The 16,646-nt window shown below is 54.5% G+C and carries 13 protein-coding genes and 1 pseudogene; 3 read left to right on the top strand and 11 right to left on the bottom strand.

Annotation, left to right across the window (positions count from 1 at the left end):
• Positions 1–15 precede the first annotated feature (15 nt).
• The 5 genes and pseudogenes from HS103_19160 to HS103_19140 form a co-directional block, all read right to left on the bottom strand.
• Complete coding sequence (locus HS103_19160) at positions 16–1,476, bottom strand: hypothetical protein (protein MBE7514912.1); 1,461 nt, start codon at positions 1,474–1,476, stop codon at positions 16–18.
• Between the two features lie 27 nt (positions 1,477–1,503).
• Positions 1,504–2,727 (bottom strand): PD40 domain-containing protein, encoded by a 1,224-nt coding sequence (locus tag HS103_19155; GenBank protein ID MBE7514911.1) that lies wholly within the window; start codon positions 2,725–2,727, stop codon positions 1,504–1,506.
• A 14-nt stretch (positions 2,728–2,741) separates the two neighbouring features.
• The gene (locus tag HS103_19150; GenBank protein MBE7514910.1) at positions 2,742–4,592 is read right to left on the bottom strand and encodes a M23 family metallopeptidase; all 1,851 of its coding nucleotides are present in this window, start codon (positions 4,590–4,592) and stop codon (positions 2,742–2,744) included.
• Positions 4,593–4,735: 143 nt separating this feature from the next.
• A pseudogene (locus HS103_19145) lies at positions 4,736–4,822 on the bottom strand (peptidoglycan-binding protein).
• A gap of 382 nt (positions 4,823–5,204) precedes the next feature.
• Entirely contained in the window at positions 5,205–6,509 is a 1,305-nt protein-coding gene (locus HS103_19140) for a hypothetical protein (protein ID MBE7514909.1), read from the bottom strand.
• A 4-nt stretch (positions 6,510–6,513) separates the two neighbouring features.
• Here HS103_19140 and HS103_19135 point away from each other — a divergent pair, with 4 nt between their 5' ends.
• A complete protein-coding gene (locus tag HS103_19135; GenBank protein ID MBE7514908.1) occupies positions 6,514–6,882 on the top strand; it encodes a hypothetical protein in 369 nt (122 codons plus the stop codon).
• Between the two features lie 27 nt (positions 6,883–6,909).
• On the opposite strand, the gene HS103_19130 is transcribed toward HS103_19135, so the two are convergent.
• The 4 genes from HS103_19130 to HS103_19115 are packed head-to-tail and all read right to left on the bottom strand — an operon-like array spanning position 6,910 to position 11,689.
• On the bottom strand, positions 6,910–8,163 hold the full coding sequence (locus HS103_19130) for an ABC transporter permease (GenBank protein MBE7514907.1): 1,254 nt from the start codon (positions 8,161–8,163) through the stop codon (positions 6,910–6,912).
• Entirely contained in the window at positions 8,160–9,422 is a 1,263-nt protein-coding gene (locus HS103_19125) for an ABC transporter permease (protein ID MBE7514906.1), read from the bottom strand. Before HS103_19125 ends, HS103_19130 begins: the two co-directional genes overlap by 4 nt.
• On the bottom strand, positions 9,419–10,363 hold the full coding sequence (locus HS103_19120; GenBank protein ID MBE7514905.1) for an ATP-binding cassette domain-containing protein: 945 nt from the start codon (positions 10,361–10,363) through the stop codon (positions 9,419–9,421). The genes HS103_19125 and HS103_19120 overlap by 4 nt, the downstream gene beginning before the upstream one ends.
• 57 nt (positions 10,364–10,420) lie before the next feature.
• Positions 10,421–11,689 carry an MFS transporter gene (locus HS103_19115; protein ID MBE7514904.1) on the bottom strand — a complete coding sequence of 423 codons (1,269 nt, stop codon included), beginning with the start codon at positions 11,687–11,689 and terminating at the stop codon, positions 10,421–10,423.
• 177 nt (positions 11,690–11,866) lie between these two features.
• On the opposite strand from HS103_19115, the gene HS103_19110 reads away from it, so the two are divergent.
• Both HS103_19110 and HS103_19105 read left to right on the top strand, forming a co-directional pair.
• Entirely contained in the window at positions 11,867–12,820 is a 954-nt protein-coding gene (locus HS103_19110; protein MBE7514903.1) for a J domain-containing protein, read from the top strand.
• 202 nt (positions 12,821–13,022) lie between these two features.
• The gene (locus HS103_19105) at positions 13,023–13,379 is read left to right on the top strand and encodes a nitroreductase family deazaflavin-dependent oxidoreductase (GenBank protein MBE7514902.1); all 357 of its coding nucleotides are present in this window, start codon (positions 13,023–13,025) and stop codon (positions 13,377–13,379) included.
• A 37-nt stretch (positions 13,380–13,416) separates the two neighbouring features.
• Here the strand turns inward: HS103_19105 and HS103_19100 are convergent, their stop codons facing one another.
• Positions 13,417–15,399 carry a response regulator gene (locus HS103_19100; GenBank protein MBE7514901.1) on the bottom strand — a complete coding sequence of 661 codons (1,983 nt, stop codon included), beginning with the start codon at positions 15,397–15,399 and terminating at the stop codon, positions 13,417–13,419.
• A gap of 104 nt (positions 15,400–15,503) precedes the next feature.
• The gene (locus HS103_19095; protein ID MBE7514900.1) at positions 15,504–16,283 is read right to left on the bottom strand and encodes a M50 family metallopeptidase; all 780 of its coding nucleotides are present in this window, start codon (positions 16,281–16,283) and stop codon (positions 15,504–15,506) included.
• Positions 16,284–16,646: the final 363 nt, after the last annotated feature.

Genomic DNA, 16,646 nt, shown 5'->3' with positions numbered 1-16,646 from the left:
CTTTCGCTTCGCTGGTTATGGGCATACGCCCGGCGGGGGCGGCGGCACGGGTTGCCCGACGGAGATATCAATATCAAATGTGTCGGTGAAGGGATCAAAACTTCTTAATGTGATTTGAATGGCTTGTTTTTCATCAATAAATTCCTCTCCAGTAAAGAAAGCTGAGCCGAAATCATTAGCGTTTCGATTCTTATCTTGTCTGTCGTTACAGGCATAGCGGGTGAAAAAACTATTCGCTCCATCCGTTCGTTTATCAATGTCAAGGATGACAGGGCGTCCAACTTGGGCAATGGGACTCTCGTAATCTGGCTCTTTAACACGATGAATAAGTACCACCGGACGATCTATCGGAAGACCATTGTCGTAACTGGCTTGGTCGGGACGATTCATCCGCGCCTCTACCGTATAAAAGTCAGCATCCTCCGTTCGCGTCGGGAGGTCGATGCGAATCATATACCGTTCGTTCTGGTTGGTGGTAAGCGGAGAACTATCCAGAACCTTCAGGCGAATCGTTTTGGCCGTGGGTGCGCTAATCGTTTCCACCTCTGCGGGCTGAACCCACCCTGCATAATAGCGATGAATAGGAATGGCATTGATGGGAATACATACTTGGTCAACCGTCTGCCACTGCCCACAGGAGACAAGGAAGGCGGCAGTTGGTGTCGCCAAGGGGGGAACAGGATTCAGCGTGGGATAGATAAGATGCGTCCCGGCTGCGTTGCTCATCACATCCCATGCCGATCCATACACATCCCCTGGAAGATAGTAGGGCGAATACGAGTGAAGTAACCCAAGAATATGTCCTATCTCATGGGCAATTGTCGCTTGGAGGGAGGGGATATTTATCACTGACTGAACATTCCCCACAAAGATAGGGTCTATCGTGTAAAACGAGCCATTGATATAGATTGTGGGCATCCCTCCTGAAAGCGGCGTAAACGCGGCTGCCCTATTCCATAAGAAGTAGTCAAAAAAGAGGATCACAATGCCGTTGTTAGATCGCACAAATGGATTTAGATCGACCCCATCTTGTATAGCCTGAGTCAGACAGTCTGTAGCGACTAAAGGGTACTCTAAGGAATCTTCATAGCTGGTATAGTCCATCGTCAGCCAACTGGAATGAAACGTTGCCATGTTGAGCGTTATTTTCCCTTGAGATTGCGCCGACCAGAAATCGACAACACTAGGAAACACCGTCTTGGCGAGTTCAAGGCTGACAAGGTAGGGGACGCTGTAAGGAACGGGCGGCGTTGGCAGTGGGTTGACAGGGTCCGGTGTGTATTGGCAAAATACGGTGAGGATGTTCAGCGTTTTCGCTGTCGCTATTTTGGTAGGTAGCCAAGTAGGTGTTATCGTCGGCACGGGCGTCGGCGTGGACTGCCCCTGCGCCGGCACGTACCACGTCGGGGGGACGCCGAGGAACGCCATCCCCGGATGGGCATCGCACCCCGACCCATTAGCACGGACGAGGATCACCGTGCGGATGCTCCGCCACCGTCCGCCCTACTCCCAAATCACCCCGCAGACGAAGACCAACTCCCCATCGACCCACATCCACTCGCCGCCACCGCCGGGGCAGGCTGGCTGTCCGCCGGGAATGCCAGTGGGATGAGGGTAGGCGGTAGGGAAAGGGGGCGTGGGGGAGGGAGGGGTTTCAGGGAGACCTTGTAAGTCGTATAAATACAATTCATAGTTCCACTGAAAAACAAGCCAGCGTCCATCAGGGGAGAATGCTCCCAAGTCTACTTTGGTGTTGTTTACCTCGGTGGTCAGCAGCGTGCTGGTGTGATTCGCCCAGTCGTAGCGATAGATGCCCACATTATCAATGTAGAGAATCTGGGAGCCATCTGGCGTTGCAAAGCGAAATGACCGAGGCACTATCCCGAGGGAATCGGTGATCAAGAAACTGCTCTGGGGATTCATTACATTGTACATTATCAGGTGGTCATGAACTGATCCGTCCATCTTGCGTACATCTTCAAGAATCCCCGCCCATAGGAGCGCCCACCTCCCATTGCCTGAAAAATCAAGCAATTCCAGCGTGCGATACTCGACCCCAGCAAGGACGGGGAAGGTCAGGTCTTCATAGTCAAAAACGATGCTAGAAAGCCCATTTTCAAAGCCACGAACATACACATAGGCATTAGCACGTGAGCAGAAAAATGGATTTGCACAGACCGTCATAATCAATGACTTGCTGCCGTGATCCCATGTGACATCGAAACCATCTTTCTTACTGAAAGGCTCAAGAAGAGGCGGCTCCATCATGCGGGTTGTTTGGGTTTGCCTGTCGCCAATCATCCAAGGATACCCCTCTGAAACAAAGGTATCCCCCGCGTAGATCAAATAGCGACCATCAGGCGAGAGGTAGGAAAAGGCATCTGGATGGCGGATAAATAAAGCGTTTTCTTCCGTTGTGAGTTGGGGCAAAAAAGGGTAGATCGAACTGTCTGTAAAAGTATCACTATCCATAGCATAATAAATCCAATTGTCAGACACAACAGGTTGACTCGATGAGGTCACAAACGAGCGACTATCTCGCGCCCATTCGATGTAGTTTGCTTGAGAGAAGGGTGATATTTTTCTCAAGCGGTTGGACTGCCCTTGGATTGGAAGCTCCCTTCCCACGACACAAGAGAATAAAATGCATAAAGCGATCCCAAGCCGCGCCACGCAGTTATATCTATAAGATCGGAGCATCGTATCAGCCTTTTGTGTTTCAACCATCTAGCGTATTCTCATCAAGGGATTGTCGTAGGCGTTAGAGTCGGTATTGGTTGCAAATGAGGTGCGGGCATGGCAAGGCGGGGATCATCGGCGGGTGCAGGTGTCCAGTTGTTTTTCTCGCCTGGATAGTAGATGAAACTGCGATGGCGGGGCAGGATGGTGGGCGTGATAATGGGATCTACATAGCGCCAACCAGTTGGTTCTGGGAATCGTTGGGAGTAGGGAATTTCACAGGGAAAGCCCAAGCGAATCATCGTCCGATGCTTTCCTCCCAACCCGTTTACGACAAGCAGTGTCCATAGACCGTTCGTGTCTTCAGCCCAGATCGAGCCCCTAAGGATAGGTTGCTCCAGCGTGTTGGGCGCCCCTGTGGCAACTGTTGTAGCTGCCAGAATAGGATCAGGTTCAAAAAATTGGGTGAAATCATAAGCACGCTTGGGGTAACCAAATTCCTCTGATCGTAGTGCTGTCCGTTGGAAATCGGGAATTCCCCATTGATTAGGCTTTGGTGCTTGGGGGTTTTGAGGATCGATTTCCTGCGCCCATGTTACATAGGCATTGGGTGTCTCACGTCCAAAACCCATGACACTCATATGCAGATGTGGATTACTGGTCTTGTATATTCCAATGGTACCCAGCCTCGTACCAGCATCAACACGTTTTCCCACCCAAATATTGGGATCAATTGTTTGCAAATGCCCATAGATAACAAAAAGATGCCCATAACGGATAACCACTGCAAAGGGGGTTAACATAGAAGTGATTTCCTTCACTTTGTAATCTCCCCAAGCCGCGCCTGTCGTCTCATCTGTATGCAGCAAGGCGACTACAAGCCCTCGATCCCCACTGGCATAGACCACACTATCAGGTGGAGCGAAGAAATCCACCCCAAAATGATACCCAGGATCCCAATAGCCACCCTTTGCATCGGCAAAGCCAGAGATCATGTGGATATGTCGATGCTCTGCGGTGAATGCGACACAGGTCTGGTACATGCTCACAGGGTAATGGGTAAAGGTGAGGGGGGATGTCATCTCCCACGGCACTTGGTCTAGCGGAGGGAGCGCATAATGACCGCTGAGATTCGCCTTTGACAGGTTGGAGAGGCAGGCTTCGATTTGATCGCGCTCTAGACTGGCTGATTTTACCCCATCAAAATCTTTTCCGGGGACAATGATCCCTTGCGATTGCAGAATGAACCCCGCAGGAGGTGTGATAACCTGAATCCAGCGCAGCACCGCACCCGCAGGCACGTTGGCAATGCCTTCTGTTCTACGAAACCACAAGCGATGATTGAGGGGATCGATGGCATAGGCGTCAATAATAACTGAATTTGCCACAGTGATTTTCTGTTCTGCCGGATTACCGCGTATCGGCGCCCGGAACAGGTGAATCTCTTGACGAGTGGCACTATTAGGAAGGATTAACTGACAGGTACTTGCGGACGTAGGTGAAGGGGGCAAAGTCGCTGTAGGGGCAGGTGTGCAGTTCGGTGAACGGTCAAAATCGAAGACAAAGTAATCACTGTAGCGTTGAGCGACGATCCACCCATCATGGAGCGTGCCAGCTAACATCACTTCGGCACGATACCAGATATAACCATCTGCCGAGGGTGTTTTCGAGGTTGGGTCAAGGCGGATGGGCGTGCCGGGTTGGATTGTCCCTAGAAGGGTGGCGCTGGTACTTGGCGCAGCCCTGAAATTGACCTCGCGGCAGTTCGTGTACACGGTGATGAGAGTGTTCGATAGTGTGGGTGTCGGCGTTGCTTGCGCCTGCGCCGGCACGTACCACGTCGGGGGGACACCGAGGAACGCCATCCCCGGATGGACATCGCGCCCCGACCCATCAGCGCGGATGAGGATCACCGTGCGGGCGTCGTTCGTCGTCTATGGATGGACTACTCCCAACTGACCCCGCAAACAAAGACCAACTCCCCATCGACCCACATCCACTCGCCGCCACCACCGGGGCAGACGGGAGGAAAGCCAGTAGGGTAGGGGATAATTGCGGGGAAGGGCGTCGCCGTCGGGGTGGGAGTCCGTGTGGGGGTGGCCGTTGCTGTTTTCGATGGGCTTGCCGTCGGTGTGGCTGTGGGCGCGAGGGCAGTCATTGTCTCAAAATAAATTTGTGTTTCCCTAGCGTCATTAGTGAGCCATGAATGATGAACAGACCAATAACGAGTTTTCTGGAAATGATCAGCGGTTAGGTGATCCCCTAAACTGAAGGTTTCTGTTGGAGGTGCAGGGGGAGGTGGGGTACCCATCGTTGCATAATAAACCGTCACGGTGAGTAATATTAGGGAATGTGTAGCATCAAGATCAATAGAAGCTTGCGCTGGCGCACCAAACGCTCTCAGAGGCAATTTGGGAATGCCCATATTGCTGATTAATATTCCTAAGCAAACCAAAAGAACCACAGCAAACCAGAAGGTTGTCGCAAATTTTGATTTCATGATACTTGGAGATTTTCCCTATTTGTCATTGACATTCGTCTGGTAGTGGTGGCGGCGCATTTTGTCCCACCTGGATATCAATGGTGAACGTTTCCGTTATTGGGTCATATCCAATTACTTTCACCTGAATATCTGTCTTCTCATCAATAAACATCTGATTTGTAAGCCAAATTGCTCCTAAATCGTTTGGGTTTTTCCGTTGATCCTTTCCTAAATTGCAGACATACCTCACTTCATAACCTGCCATTGCACGCCGTTTATCAATATCAACGACAACTGCAACTCCACTTGCATCCTCAATGCGGTGTATCAAAATCACGGGTCTATCGATCAGTATGGGCAGTCCTTTATCATAAAGATTCCCCAGTTTTCTCGCCTCTATCGTATAAAACGATCGGTTATCATGCTCGAAACGTGGGGGTATATCAATTCGTATCATATATTTTTCGTTCGCACTCTGATTAATAGGAGCGCTATCTAGCACCTTAAGCTTGATAATGCGTGCCGATGGACTGCCAACTTCCTCAACGTGTGTCGGTTGAAACCAACCTGATCTGTACCGATGAAAAGCTATCGCATTATTCGGTATACAGAACAACTCACCAGTAGTATCCCATTGCCCGCATGTTTTTTGGACAGGCGATGGGGTACCTGTAGTTGTGGCTGATAACGTTGGGTAAATAGAATAATTGCCCAGTGCATCGCTCATCACGTCCCATGACGATCCATAAGGCTGCGGTTCCCCTCGCCAATAAGGGCTATAAGAATGATCGAGTCCTAACACATGCCCGACTTCATGCGCTGTGATGGATAAAATAGGCGGAGGAACATACCTCGATTGAATATTGGCAATGAGTACAGGATCAATGATGTAGGTGGTGTTCCCTATGATAAGTGGTGGTATATTCGGTTGAAACACGCCAGAAGGACCTTCATTTTGACCCATTAAAAAATAGTTGAAATACATAAGAACGACACCATTATTTTGTCGCTCAAACCCCGAAAAAGTGACACCCTTTGAAAAGGCAGCTTGAGCGCACTCAAAAACTAAATTTAACATGCTCAAGTTCTTTAGATACTCATATGTCCCCTGAAGTTCTACCCAGTCCGGGTAGGCATAAACATAGGCAATATTTACTTGCCCGCCTGACTGAGCAGACCAAAAGTGGGAAAGACTTGGAAAATCCACCCTTTGGAGTTGTGAGCTAATAAAATTAGGGTTTTCATAAGGAGATCTTGGCGTCGGTAGGGGAGAAATAGGATCATCTTTATAGCGACAAAAGAGAGCAAGGATATTTAGGTTTTGGGCTTGGGGTGTTAGTGTCGGCACAGGCGTGGGCGTTGCTTGCGCCTGCGCCGGCACGTACCACGTCGGGGGGACACCGAGGAACGCCATCCCCGGATGGGCATCGCGCCCCGACCCATCGGCACGGACGATAATCACCGTGCGGACGCTCCGCCACCGTCCGCCCTACTCCCAAATCACCCCGCAGACGAAGATCAACTCGCCATCGACCCACATCCACTCGCCGCCACCACCGGGAGGAGCGGTGACGGGAGTCATCGTCGGGGTGGGTGTGGTGGTAGGTAAGTGGTTACTCCTAGCCCGCTGCTTTAGCGGCGGGCGCACTGGGGTTACAATGTCAACACACCCTAGAATTCAAGCTGCAAGGGAGAAACTCCCTCATGTTGCCCTTGTGTAGTCTACACCACCCTCAACAGACCTTGATCTAGGCACTCTCTCGCACCAATTTCAGAATATCCCGCAGTTTAGGCATTTGCCCCGAAAGGAGGCTGTTCACGCGGAACAACCGTGCCGCCAAGAGGACAAAGCCCGCCACTGTCAGCGTGAGGATCACAGCGCTGACGATGACTTGTTCGGTTGGCACTTCCCCCAACGCGGCGCGGGCAACCATCGTCACCGGCGCGGTCAGCGGAAAGAGGCTTAAGCCAATGGCGAGCGGCCCCCCCGGCGCAGCGACAAAAATGGGAATGAAGTACAAGGGGAAACTGGCTGGCAGCGTCACCACGACGGCAAGCTGCGGACCCTCCCGCATGTTCGTCACCAGCGCCCCCACTGCGGCATAGGCAGAGGAAAAAAGCAGGTAGCCGAGGATGAAGAAGATGCCGAGGACGATTAACTGGTTGGTGGAGATCGTAATCGTCACACCGGGGATGACCGTCCCCAATTGGGTGAGGATGATCAGGATGGCTGCGCCCCAAGCGACGGTCTGAACTAGCCCCAACAGGCTGAGCGCGATGAACTTCCCCGCCAAAAGCTCACGCGGGCGCAGCGAGGAAAGCAATATTTCCACCATGCGGTTTTCTTTTTCCTCAACGACGCTCTGCATCAAGTAGGCGCTTGTCCCAAAGGTGCTGAACATGAGGAACAAGACAAAGACATAGACGAGGATCAGCGCCGCACCTTCATGTTGATTTTGGGTGTCCCCCGAATCGCGGAGGATGTTATTGGTAACGGCGGGACGGCGCTCCCCCAAGCGGGTGATCACCTGCGGATCAACATTCTGTCCCGTCTTTGCCACCAGCGCCTCTGCTAACGCTGTCCGCAGTCCCGTTGCACTCAGGGTATTCAGGTTGAATTGGTCGAAAAACAGGTCAAGCTGCCCTGTTTTCAGGTAGTCGGCGTGGATCACGTAATAGCCGCTGATCGTTCCCTGTTCTAAGGCGCTGGTGGCTATTTCCTCCGAGGGATAAGCGATCATGCCAGCGGGTGTTTTCCCGCCGAGCAAATGGGCGAGATCGACCAAACCAAGGGGGAGGAACGCCCGCTGAAGGGGACTGTCCTCCGCGGGGGCGCTAGGGGCATCTTCTCCCCGTGCCGCCCGTGCTTCTTGAATCCCTCGGATAGTGAAGAATCCTACGATCAGCAGCAGCGGAACAGCGAAGGCAAGGAACTGAAAACTACGCCGTTTGAACGTCCGCAAAAATTCGTAGCGGAACACAGCGAACCATTTGCCCGTCATGAACGCACCTCCGAAGGGGTTTCCACCAGACGCGGCGTGCGAGCACCAAAGACCGCCTGCCGCAGGATACGAAAAACGCCGCCCTTGCCGTAATTCAACATCCCCATGCGGAACACCCGCGCCGAAAAATAGATAGCAACGATCACCGAGACAACCATCACCCCCATGCTGAAGAGGATGTGAGCGGTGGGGACAGTTGCCAAGGAAAGCCGAATGATCAGGGCAATGGGCGCGGTTAGGGGGATCACGCTCATCAGTTGCGCCGCCCCGCCGTTGGGGTCAAGCAGAAAGACGATCACCAGCGCCAACGGTGCAACCCCACCGAGGACGATCAGGGTGGCATACTGCTGCGCTTCTTTTTCGGCGTTGACGGTTGCCCCAATCCCCGCCAAGATTGAGCCGTAGAACAGATACCCCAAGAGCGTCATGATCAAGGTGACGAAAATGAAGATCGGGGTCAGTTGCAGTGCAGCGAGAATTTTCCCAATATCCCCAAGCTGACCGCTCACGAGCAAGTATGCCAGCCCGAAAAGTCCCCACACACCAAGCTGAGTCAGCCCCAACAAGCCCATCCCTAGCAGCTTGCCGCTCATCATCTCGATGGGGCGGGCGCTGGTCATGAACACTTCCATCATGCGGTTTTCTTTTTCTTCCACCAACCCCGACATGAGGAACTGTGAACTGGTCATCGTCAGCATGAAAATGAGCGTCCCAACGATAGACGGCACAAGGAAGATCGCCGTCAGCGCCGCTTCGGGGACGGCATCGTTCACCCCCCGCCGGAAATAGGTCAGGTTTTCGACGGGATTTTCCAGACGGGCGGCAATGTCGGGATTGTTAAAACGGGTGGCAAGTGCGCCCTTGATCGCTTTGAAAAGGGCATCCCGCGCCCCATCGTTGAGCGCCTTCGCTTGGCTGTAATAGGCTTCAACCATGCCCGTTTTCAGGTAATCCGCCGGAATCACGTAATAGGCGTCTGCTTCCCCGCTTTTTTGGGCGGCGTCGGCTGCCGAAAGGGATTCGTAGAGCGCAAAGGGGGCGGGGATTTCCCTTCCGGGGAATACGCCGGCTTGGTCAACAACGCCAATCCGTTTAAACCCGTCAATGCTATCAATCGCGCTGGTAGTCACCACCCCGATGATCAGAAAAATAGCGACGAGGAAGATCGGCAAGCCAAACATCGTAAAGAGAAATGACCGCCGCCGAAAATTGGTGAGATATTCGCGGCGGGCGATGCGGATGAGTTTGATCAGATTCATTGCACCGCCCCCCGCACTGCGCCGTTCGTCGCCGGAACACCCCCCGCCACACGGATGAAAATATCATTTAGGCGTGGGACGGCACGGGCAAAGCTCGTAACCGAATAATTGGGCTGGTCGGCAACATAACGCATGACCTGATCGGGGGTGACTCCGGCATCCAGTTTGAGCGTCACCGCCCGCCCGCCATCATTGGAATGGATGCTGACCACGCCTGGGATCGCTCCCCAATCGCCTTTTCCAGAGATGATCACCGCGTTTTCGGCGTACTGCCCGCGCACCTCGTCAACGCTCCCATAGAGAACGCGCTTCCCTTTGTTGATCATGATCAAGCGGTCTGCCATTTCCTCCACTTGATGCATTTCGTGGATGCTCATGATCACGGTGCGCCCTTCATCGCGCATCCGGTAGATCATCCCCTTGACCATATCCGTGTTCACTGGGTCTAAACCGGAAAACGGTTCGTCAATGATCAACAGGTCAGGGTCGTGGAGGATGGTGGCAATGAACTGCACCTTTTGGGACATCCCCCGGCTTAGCTCGCTGATCTTGCTTTTTTTGTTCTCCCCCAAACCCACCTCATCGAGCAGCTTATCTGCCTTGCGGATCGCCTCGGCGGGTTTCATCCCTTTCAACGATCCAAGGTAGCCAAGCAGTTCAAGGACGCGCACATTTTTGTATAGCCCGCGTTCTTCGGGAAGATACCCTATCCGCGCCTTCATCGATTCATGAAAGGGCGACCCCAAAAGGGCAATCGTCCCGCTGTCGGGTTTGATGATATCTAACATCATGCGCAGTGTTGTTGTTTTCCCCGCCCCGTTCGGACCCAACATGGAGAAAATCTCGCCCCGCCGCACTTCAAAGCTAATGCCATCCACAGCGGTGAACGTCCCATAGCGTTTCGTGACGCCCCGCACATCAATCGCGTTTTCTGCGCTCATGCTGCGCATTCCTCCCTGTAATTGTTTATCTGAGCTGCTTCTTGTTCCCTGTCTCATCTACGTACTCCGGCTGGTTGAGGTTGCATCCTCAACGCCTTCCCCTGCGTTTCCTTTTCGCCGCGCCAAAAGGAGTGTCCATTCGTAAAGGGCATAAATCAAGAGAGCAACAACCAATACGGAGAGGGAAATTGAGGTGAACTTTCCCGGCGTGTTGACTGCCAGCCAGCCCGCCAAGCCGGGCATAACTGCCAACCCTAAGCCCGCTGCTGCCACCTGAAAACCAATCGCGTTAGGAGCATGGCTGTTCCCCACGCGATCTCCAGTGTTGGCGATGAGTGCCGGAAAGACGGGGGCGGTGAACAACCCAATGAGGACGACGCCCGCCAAGCCCACCTCTGGCGAAGGACTCCACACAAACAGCAGCGCCCCGCCAATGACGCTGATCATCGCCCCGCGCAAAAGTGTTGTGGTAGAGAGAACCTGCGCCACCCCAATGGACAAAACGCGCCCCAGTGTGAACGTCCCCCAATAGGTACTTAGCCAAGCGCCAGCGTTCACCTCACTCACCCCTTGTGCGGTAAACACCGAAAATGCCCATGCCCCCACCGTCCCTTCCACACCGGCATAGATGAAAAAAAGGACGATCCCCAACCACGTCATGGGGAGGCGGAGCGTTGCGAAAAGCGCGGTACGTGCGACGGGGACGGCAGAAGCATCCGCCTTCGTTTTTGCTGGTTGTCGCTCAAAGCGATTCCACAAGGGGCTGGTGAGCAGAAAAATAACCGCCAGCACAAATGCTGCCCCACCGACAAGTTGATACGCCAGCCGCCAGGATTCCCCCCGCCGTAGAATATCGGTGATGAACAGCGGGCTGAGCGTCGTCCCCACGCCAAAAAAGGCATGGAGCAAATAGAGCAGGCTAGGGTGATAGTGGGCGGCAAGAAAGGTGTTCAGTCCGGCATCGATGATCCCCCCCCCAAACCCGATGGCAAAGCCGATGCTGACGATAGCAAGCCATGTTGGGGCTACGCCGTAGCCAACCAGCCCCATGCCCATCAGCGCGGCGGCACATGCCAACGCCCGCCCCGTCCCCAACAGCCCAGTCACCCGCCCGCTGAAAAAACTGGAGAGCAAGTACCCAACCGTTGGCGGAAACAGCAAAACCCCCAAAAAGTCGGGGGTTACTTTGAACTCTGCTTGAATGGGCGTCCATGCCACACCGCGCAAGCCCTCTGGCGAGCCAAGCAAGATGAAAGCAATGTAACCGAGAGCAAGAAAGAGCAGACGTATCCAGAGACGAGAAGACGTGCGTGGTTGAAGGTTCATGGTGCGCCTTGATGGGATAGCCAATACTGGAATAAGGGGATTTTATCGTACAACCCTATTCCCGCCGGATTTTCTCCAACAACACCCCTCCTTGTAGGGGAGAATACGCCTGTTATGAGGACTGTTTGCGCTCCTTTTTAATTGCCTCTTGGGATAATCTGTGTCAGACTCTCCCCTATGGCACGGAAAATCATACGCTACGACCTCTATAACGATTTCTACGCTCGGCTGAATATCCCCACCGATGCGCCCATTGAGATGATCCATCGCGCCTATCGGCAGCAGGCAAAAGCCGTCCACCCCGACCTAAACCCAGGACGGGAAGTGTGGGCAACTGAGCAGTTCCGCCTTCTGAATGACGCCTATGATGTCCTGACCGATCCGCTCCAACGTGCCGCCTATGACCGTCAGCGGCGGCGGGTGTATCCCAACGAACCTTATCAGGGCGATGATTATTGGACACGCTCTCATGCCCCAACGGGCGGCGAAACCCCACCCCCCACCTTTGACGCCGAGGCTGCTTTTGAATCGTGGCGTCAGCATAACCGCACCACAACCAGTACGGGGGCGGTCTACCGGACGGCATTCCGTAACATCATGACCAGTCCATACCGCTATGTGGTCTATCTTCTTGCCCTTGTGTTGATCGTCAATTTTGTGTTTATTGGGCTTGTGGGGATAACCCGTATTCAAGAGGCGCAAGCCCGCATCCCCACATCCTCCCCCACCAATGTTCCGCCCGCCATCATTACCGCCGCCTTTGTCTATCGCGTGGCAACCGTAGAAGCGAACGCCCCCAAACCAACGTGTACCAACCCTCACGCAACAATCACTTTCCCTGTTGAAGGGGCAGCGCTCAATTTTGACGCTTTTGATATTCGAGGGAGCGCCGATCCAGAGAACTTTTTTAGCTATCTTCTCGAGGTGGAATACCTTGATAGTGCCTCCATCACACGTCCGCGGTGGGTGCTGCAAACGCCCATCCGCAAGCCCATTACAGAGGGCGTTTTGGCAAAGGGAGCAACGATCAGCAATTTGTTTGAAGGGCGCTATCTCTTACGTTTGACGGTCACCCTAGAGGGCGGGGAAACGCTCCCCCCTTGCGAAGTGACCATCGTGCGCAAACTGTGACCGAATGGTCAACCACACAGGGTAAAGCGGACGCCCTAGAGGGAGTCCCTACGGTAGGGTATGGATTTCTCTTCCCCTGCTTTCAGCCTCGTGCTTTAGCACGGGACTCACGGCATGGGGCATGGGCGCATTTTCTGATTACAGATTCAACACACCCTAAATACGCCACAGTTTGGCAAACGGATAGGATGAGGGCTGATCCATGACAAGCGATGCTAATTCTGTTTTTCTCTACCTAACAACGACAGGGCGCACCTCTGGCGAACCGCGCCAGATCGAAATTTGGTTTGTCGAACATGAGGGGTGTTATTACATGGTTGCCGAGTCGGGCGATAAAGCGCATTGGGTGCGCAATATTATGGCAAACCCACTGGTCACCTTCAGCATCGGCACGCGGGAAGATAACGCCGCCCATCGTCCCCCTACACGGGCGGGGGGGCGCATCCTCCCCCCGGAAGACGATCCGGCGTTGATCTCCGCCATAGCCGCGCTTATGGATGCCAAATACGGTTGGGGTAGCGGACTCACGGTGGAGCTTATCCCCCATGAGGGGGTATGAGGGATCAGAAGGTGGTTCGGAATCCCCTAAAACACAGTTACCCCGCCGCCTCGCGGTGGAATTCCAATAAATTTGCCACCTCTTGGGGGGTCACCTCCCGCCCCCCCGTCACAAGATAATAGACCTCTGCCCAAAAATCATCAGCTCCGGCGCTCAGCGCGGTTTCTTGCTGAAGGGTCGTTCGCGCCTCGTAGGGCGATGTCCCTTCCGGCAAGCGCAGGTGGATCACCGCGTGCGTTGGCTGCCCTTGCACACTCTCAATATCCCAAAACCTCGGCAGCGCCGCCCGTTCTAACCAGGTAGGGAGCATTGCCACCTGATAATCGCTCAGCGTGCCGCTGCGTGGGAGCCAAACAAAGGTGAACGCGGCGTAAGGGACAGTGGGGCGTTCTGGGCTGGACGGCGCAGCGAGAGCGGGCGACTCCGGCGTGCTGGCGAGAGGGGAGGCAATGGTCAGCGCCTCGCGCAGCCCTTCGGGCGGAATCATATCTGTGGGGCGGGAGGGAAGTGTCGTCGCCGCCTCAGAGTCAGCAGTGACTGCCTCAGATTCGACTGCCTCGGCGCTATCAGGGACGCTGATCAACGCCCCGCGCAGGGAACTTGCCTGTTTGCGGATCGTTCCCAACGGCACATCACCGGGGAACAGCATGACAAGGATCATCCCTTCCACCGTCTGCACCGAATACATCAGGTAATCGCTACCGCTTGGCAGTTCCACATAACTCAGTTTTGCCGGAGTTGATTCAGGGGATGGTCCCGCCGCCCCTTTTGACCACGCCTTTGCAACATCCGCCACACAGCCGCGTATGTCCCGTTCCGAAATCCCGCCCGATTGGGCAATCAGGCTGCCATCCTGAATTAAGAGCGCTGCCCGCGCTGCTGAGCCGGTGGTGATCTGTGTGAGGTAAAGCGCCATCCGTGCCAACATAGTGACCGGTTCAGGCGCGTCTGCCGCATCAGCCGGGGGTGGCGGCGGATGAGCTATGTCAGCCTCTGGGGGCAGGGCATCGCTCACGGGTTGTAGGGGGGAAGTCTCCTCCCCAATCAGGGTGCGGAAGGTTCGCGCCATGTCATCTTCAAGCACGTCGGAAGGCTCACCCTGAAGGGATGCGGGGAGGGTTGGCGGCGCCTCCACAAGGGTTGGCTCATTCAAATCATCGGCGTGCTGCCAAAGCGCTAGGGGGTTGAAGGTGGGACGGGCATCCGGCGGAAGGTGTTCCGAACTGCTCTCGAATGCCTCTGGCAGACGTTCCAACGGGATTGTGGCGTCATCGGTGATCTCTAATGCCAGCGCTGCAAGGGACGCCTCCACCAGCGTTTGGGCTTCCTCCGGCGGCATTTCAGGGAGGCTGTCTGGTGGGGGCGGGGCGGAATCACTGGTGCGACCCGCCACGTTCACGGTGGGCGTTGTCGCCTCTTCGGGAAGGGGCGGTTCGGGAGGCAGCGGCTTGCTGGTGCGCCGGAACACATCGCGGGCAGTGGCGTCGTCGGGAATGGGCGGCTCGCTGATTGCCCCACTAGTTAGCTTCCTCCCTAGATTCGGCGTATCCTCTAGAGAGGGCGGCGCGTCGGGAATAGTTAGGGTAGCAAGCGTGCGAAGCGGCTCGCTAGGGGGTTGCTCGGCTGCCCCGCGTCCGCCCGTCGCCGTGCGGCGCACTTCGATCCAGCGCACCGCCGCACTTAGGGCATGAATCAGATTGCGGGCAAGGTAGGGCTTAGCAATCATCCCTTGCACATTGAGGGGACGGACGGCGGGCTTATCTCGATCTGGCGTCGTGCTGATCATGACATACAGCCAGGGTTGGACGCGCCGCATGGCATGGATCAGGGCGGGAAGGGCAATGTCGGCAATATCCGCGTCAAGGATCACCACATCGTGGGCATCGCGTTGAAGCATTTCCAGTGCGGGCTGCCCACTGGCAAAGGTATGAACGCGATAATCACCGCGCTGCTCTAGCGCCCGCTTGATCGGCACGCTGAAGGAAATATCGGGGTCTACAATCAGAATTTTGACGGTCATCGCACGCGCTCATACCTTGCTACCTTGCATTGTAGCGCGAAAATGATCGGCAGTGGGTTGGAAAATGGTTTGTCCTCAGGACAAAGACGCCATGAGAAATCCCCTCAACCAGTTACTCTCGCCTGTTTTTGGTCTACAAAAGCGTAAATCGCGGCGATGCCCATCATCAAAATAGAGATCATCAGCCAAAGAATGATCCACGACGCCGTAGGAGTACTGGTCAGTTTTGCCATGGCTGCGGCATCATTCGGAATATCGTCAATCCCAATGGTTTGGTTGTTAAACAGGTAGAGGAAGTCATTGATGACATTAAAGCCGATGATGAAGGCGAAGGTGTTCAAAATCAAGACATTCGCCGTGCGGTTGCCATAGCGGGCAAGGGCAATGAACCCTACCCCTGCCGTCACACCGATCATAATGGCAAAAAAGGCGGTGATTGCGGTGATCATATTCCAGCCGCCCGAACCGCCAAAAAAGAGCGCAGAGAGGATGAAAAAAGCCGCCATTCCATAGGACACCAACGTCACACGTCGGACACGGTTGGCGAGGTAGAGCAGCATCGCCCCAAAAAGCGCCGTTCCCACATACCCCGCCACCAAGATCAGGTGTTGGTTGCCGCCGTCCGTATAAGCAACCCCCGCCCCATTGGGGTAGACATGAAAACTGACGAAGCGCCCCCCCGTAAAAACTGCCGCCAAGCCATGCCCCATCTCGTGAACGTAGGTGACAAGCAGGTAAAACGGGTAGAGGATAATACTTCGCGTCTGCCACAGAAAAAAGACGACGACAAAGGCGATAAAGGCGATGGTGAGGACACGTTTCCGATCCAGTGGGGCTGGTGGATTCATCATCCGTTCGGCATAGCGATCTCGTTCAGTGGTCATGGTGATCCCCTATCTGGTAAGTGTATAGCAAGGCGGTGCGATCTATTCTGGTCTTTCCGACCAGTCGAGTACAATAATAGACGTTGCGCAGTTGCCCTCATCCCCCTGCGACCCGCCTTCGGTATGTACCTGCTCTCCCACTGGGAGAAGGGGGAATCCATTGTTTGAGTGGGCTTCGTCCTCAAACATCCCCTTTCGATGAATACGGGGGAAACACGTTCAACTGCGTAAGTTCTAAATAAGACTTACGCACGTGGTTTCGTTTACCCTGTGGTTGCAAAGGGGCAGGATGAGAGGGATGAGAACAATGGCACGCAACATCTTATTAATAACTCACCTTAGGCACAGACCCTCACCCCCTAG

This window comes from Anaerolineales bacterium, assembly GCA_015075625.1.
In the GTDB taxonomy this organism is placed as follows: domain Bacteria; phylum Chloroflexota; class Anaerolineae; order Aggregatilineales; family UBA2796; genus UBA2796.
The sequence above is the reverse complement of the archived record's forward strand: the minus strand, read 5'-3'. Positions and strand labels throughout refer to the sequence as shown.

What these genes read in the sequence shown, in the direction of transcription:
- HS103_19095 (MBE7514900.1), bottom strand. Translation starts at nt 16,283, where the DNA reads ATGACCACTGAACGAGATCGCTATGCCGAACGGATGATGAATCCACCA.
- HS103_19110 (MBE7514903.1), top strand. Translation starts at nt 11,867, where the DNA reads ATGGCACGGAAAATCATACGCTACGACCTCTATAACGATTTCTACGCT.
- HS103_19125 (MBE7514906.1), bottom strand. Translation starts at nt 9,422, where the DNA reads ATGAATCTGATCAAACTCATCCGCATCGCCCGCCGCGAATATCTCACC.
- HS103_19130 (MBE7514907.1), bottom strand. Translation starts at nt 8,163, where the DNA reads ATGACGGGCAAATGGTTCGCTGTGTTCCGCTACGAATTTTTGCGGACG.
- HS103_19155 (MBE7514911.1), bottom strand. Translation starts at nt 2,727, where the DNA reads ATGGTTGAAACACAAAAGGCTGATACGATGCTCCGATCTTATAGATAT.
- HS103_19115 (MBE7514904.1), bottom strand. Translation starts at nt 11,689, where the DNA reads ATGAACCTTCAACCACGCACGTCTTCTCGTCTCTGGATACGTCTGCTC.
- HS103_19100 (MBE7514901.1), bottom strand. Translation starts at nt 15,399, where the DNA reads ATGACCGTCAAAATTCTGATTGTAGACCCCGATATTTCCTTCAGCGTG.
- HS103_19120 (MBE7514905.1), bottom strand. Translation starts at nt 10,363, where the DNA reads ATGAGCGCAGAAAACGCGATTGATGTGCGGGGCGTCACGAAACGCTAT.
- HS103_19105 (MBE7514902.1), top strand. Translation starts at nt 13,023, where the DNA reads ATGACAAGCGATGCTAATTCTGTTTTTCTCTACCTAACAACGACAGGG.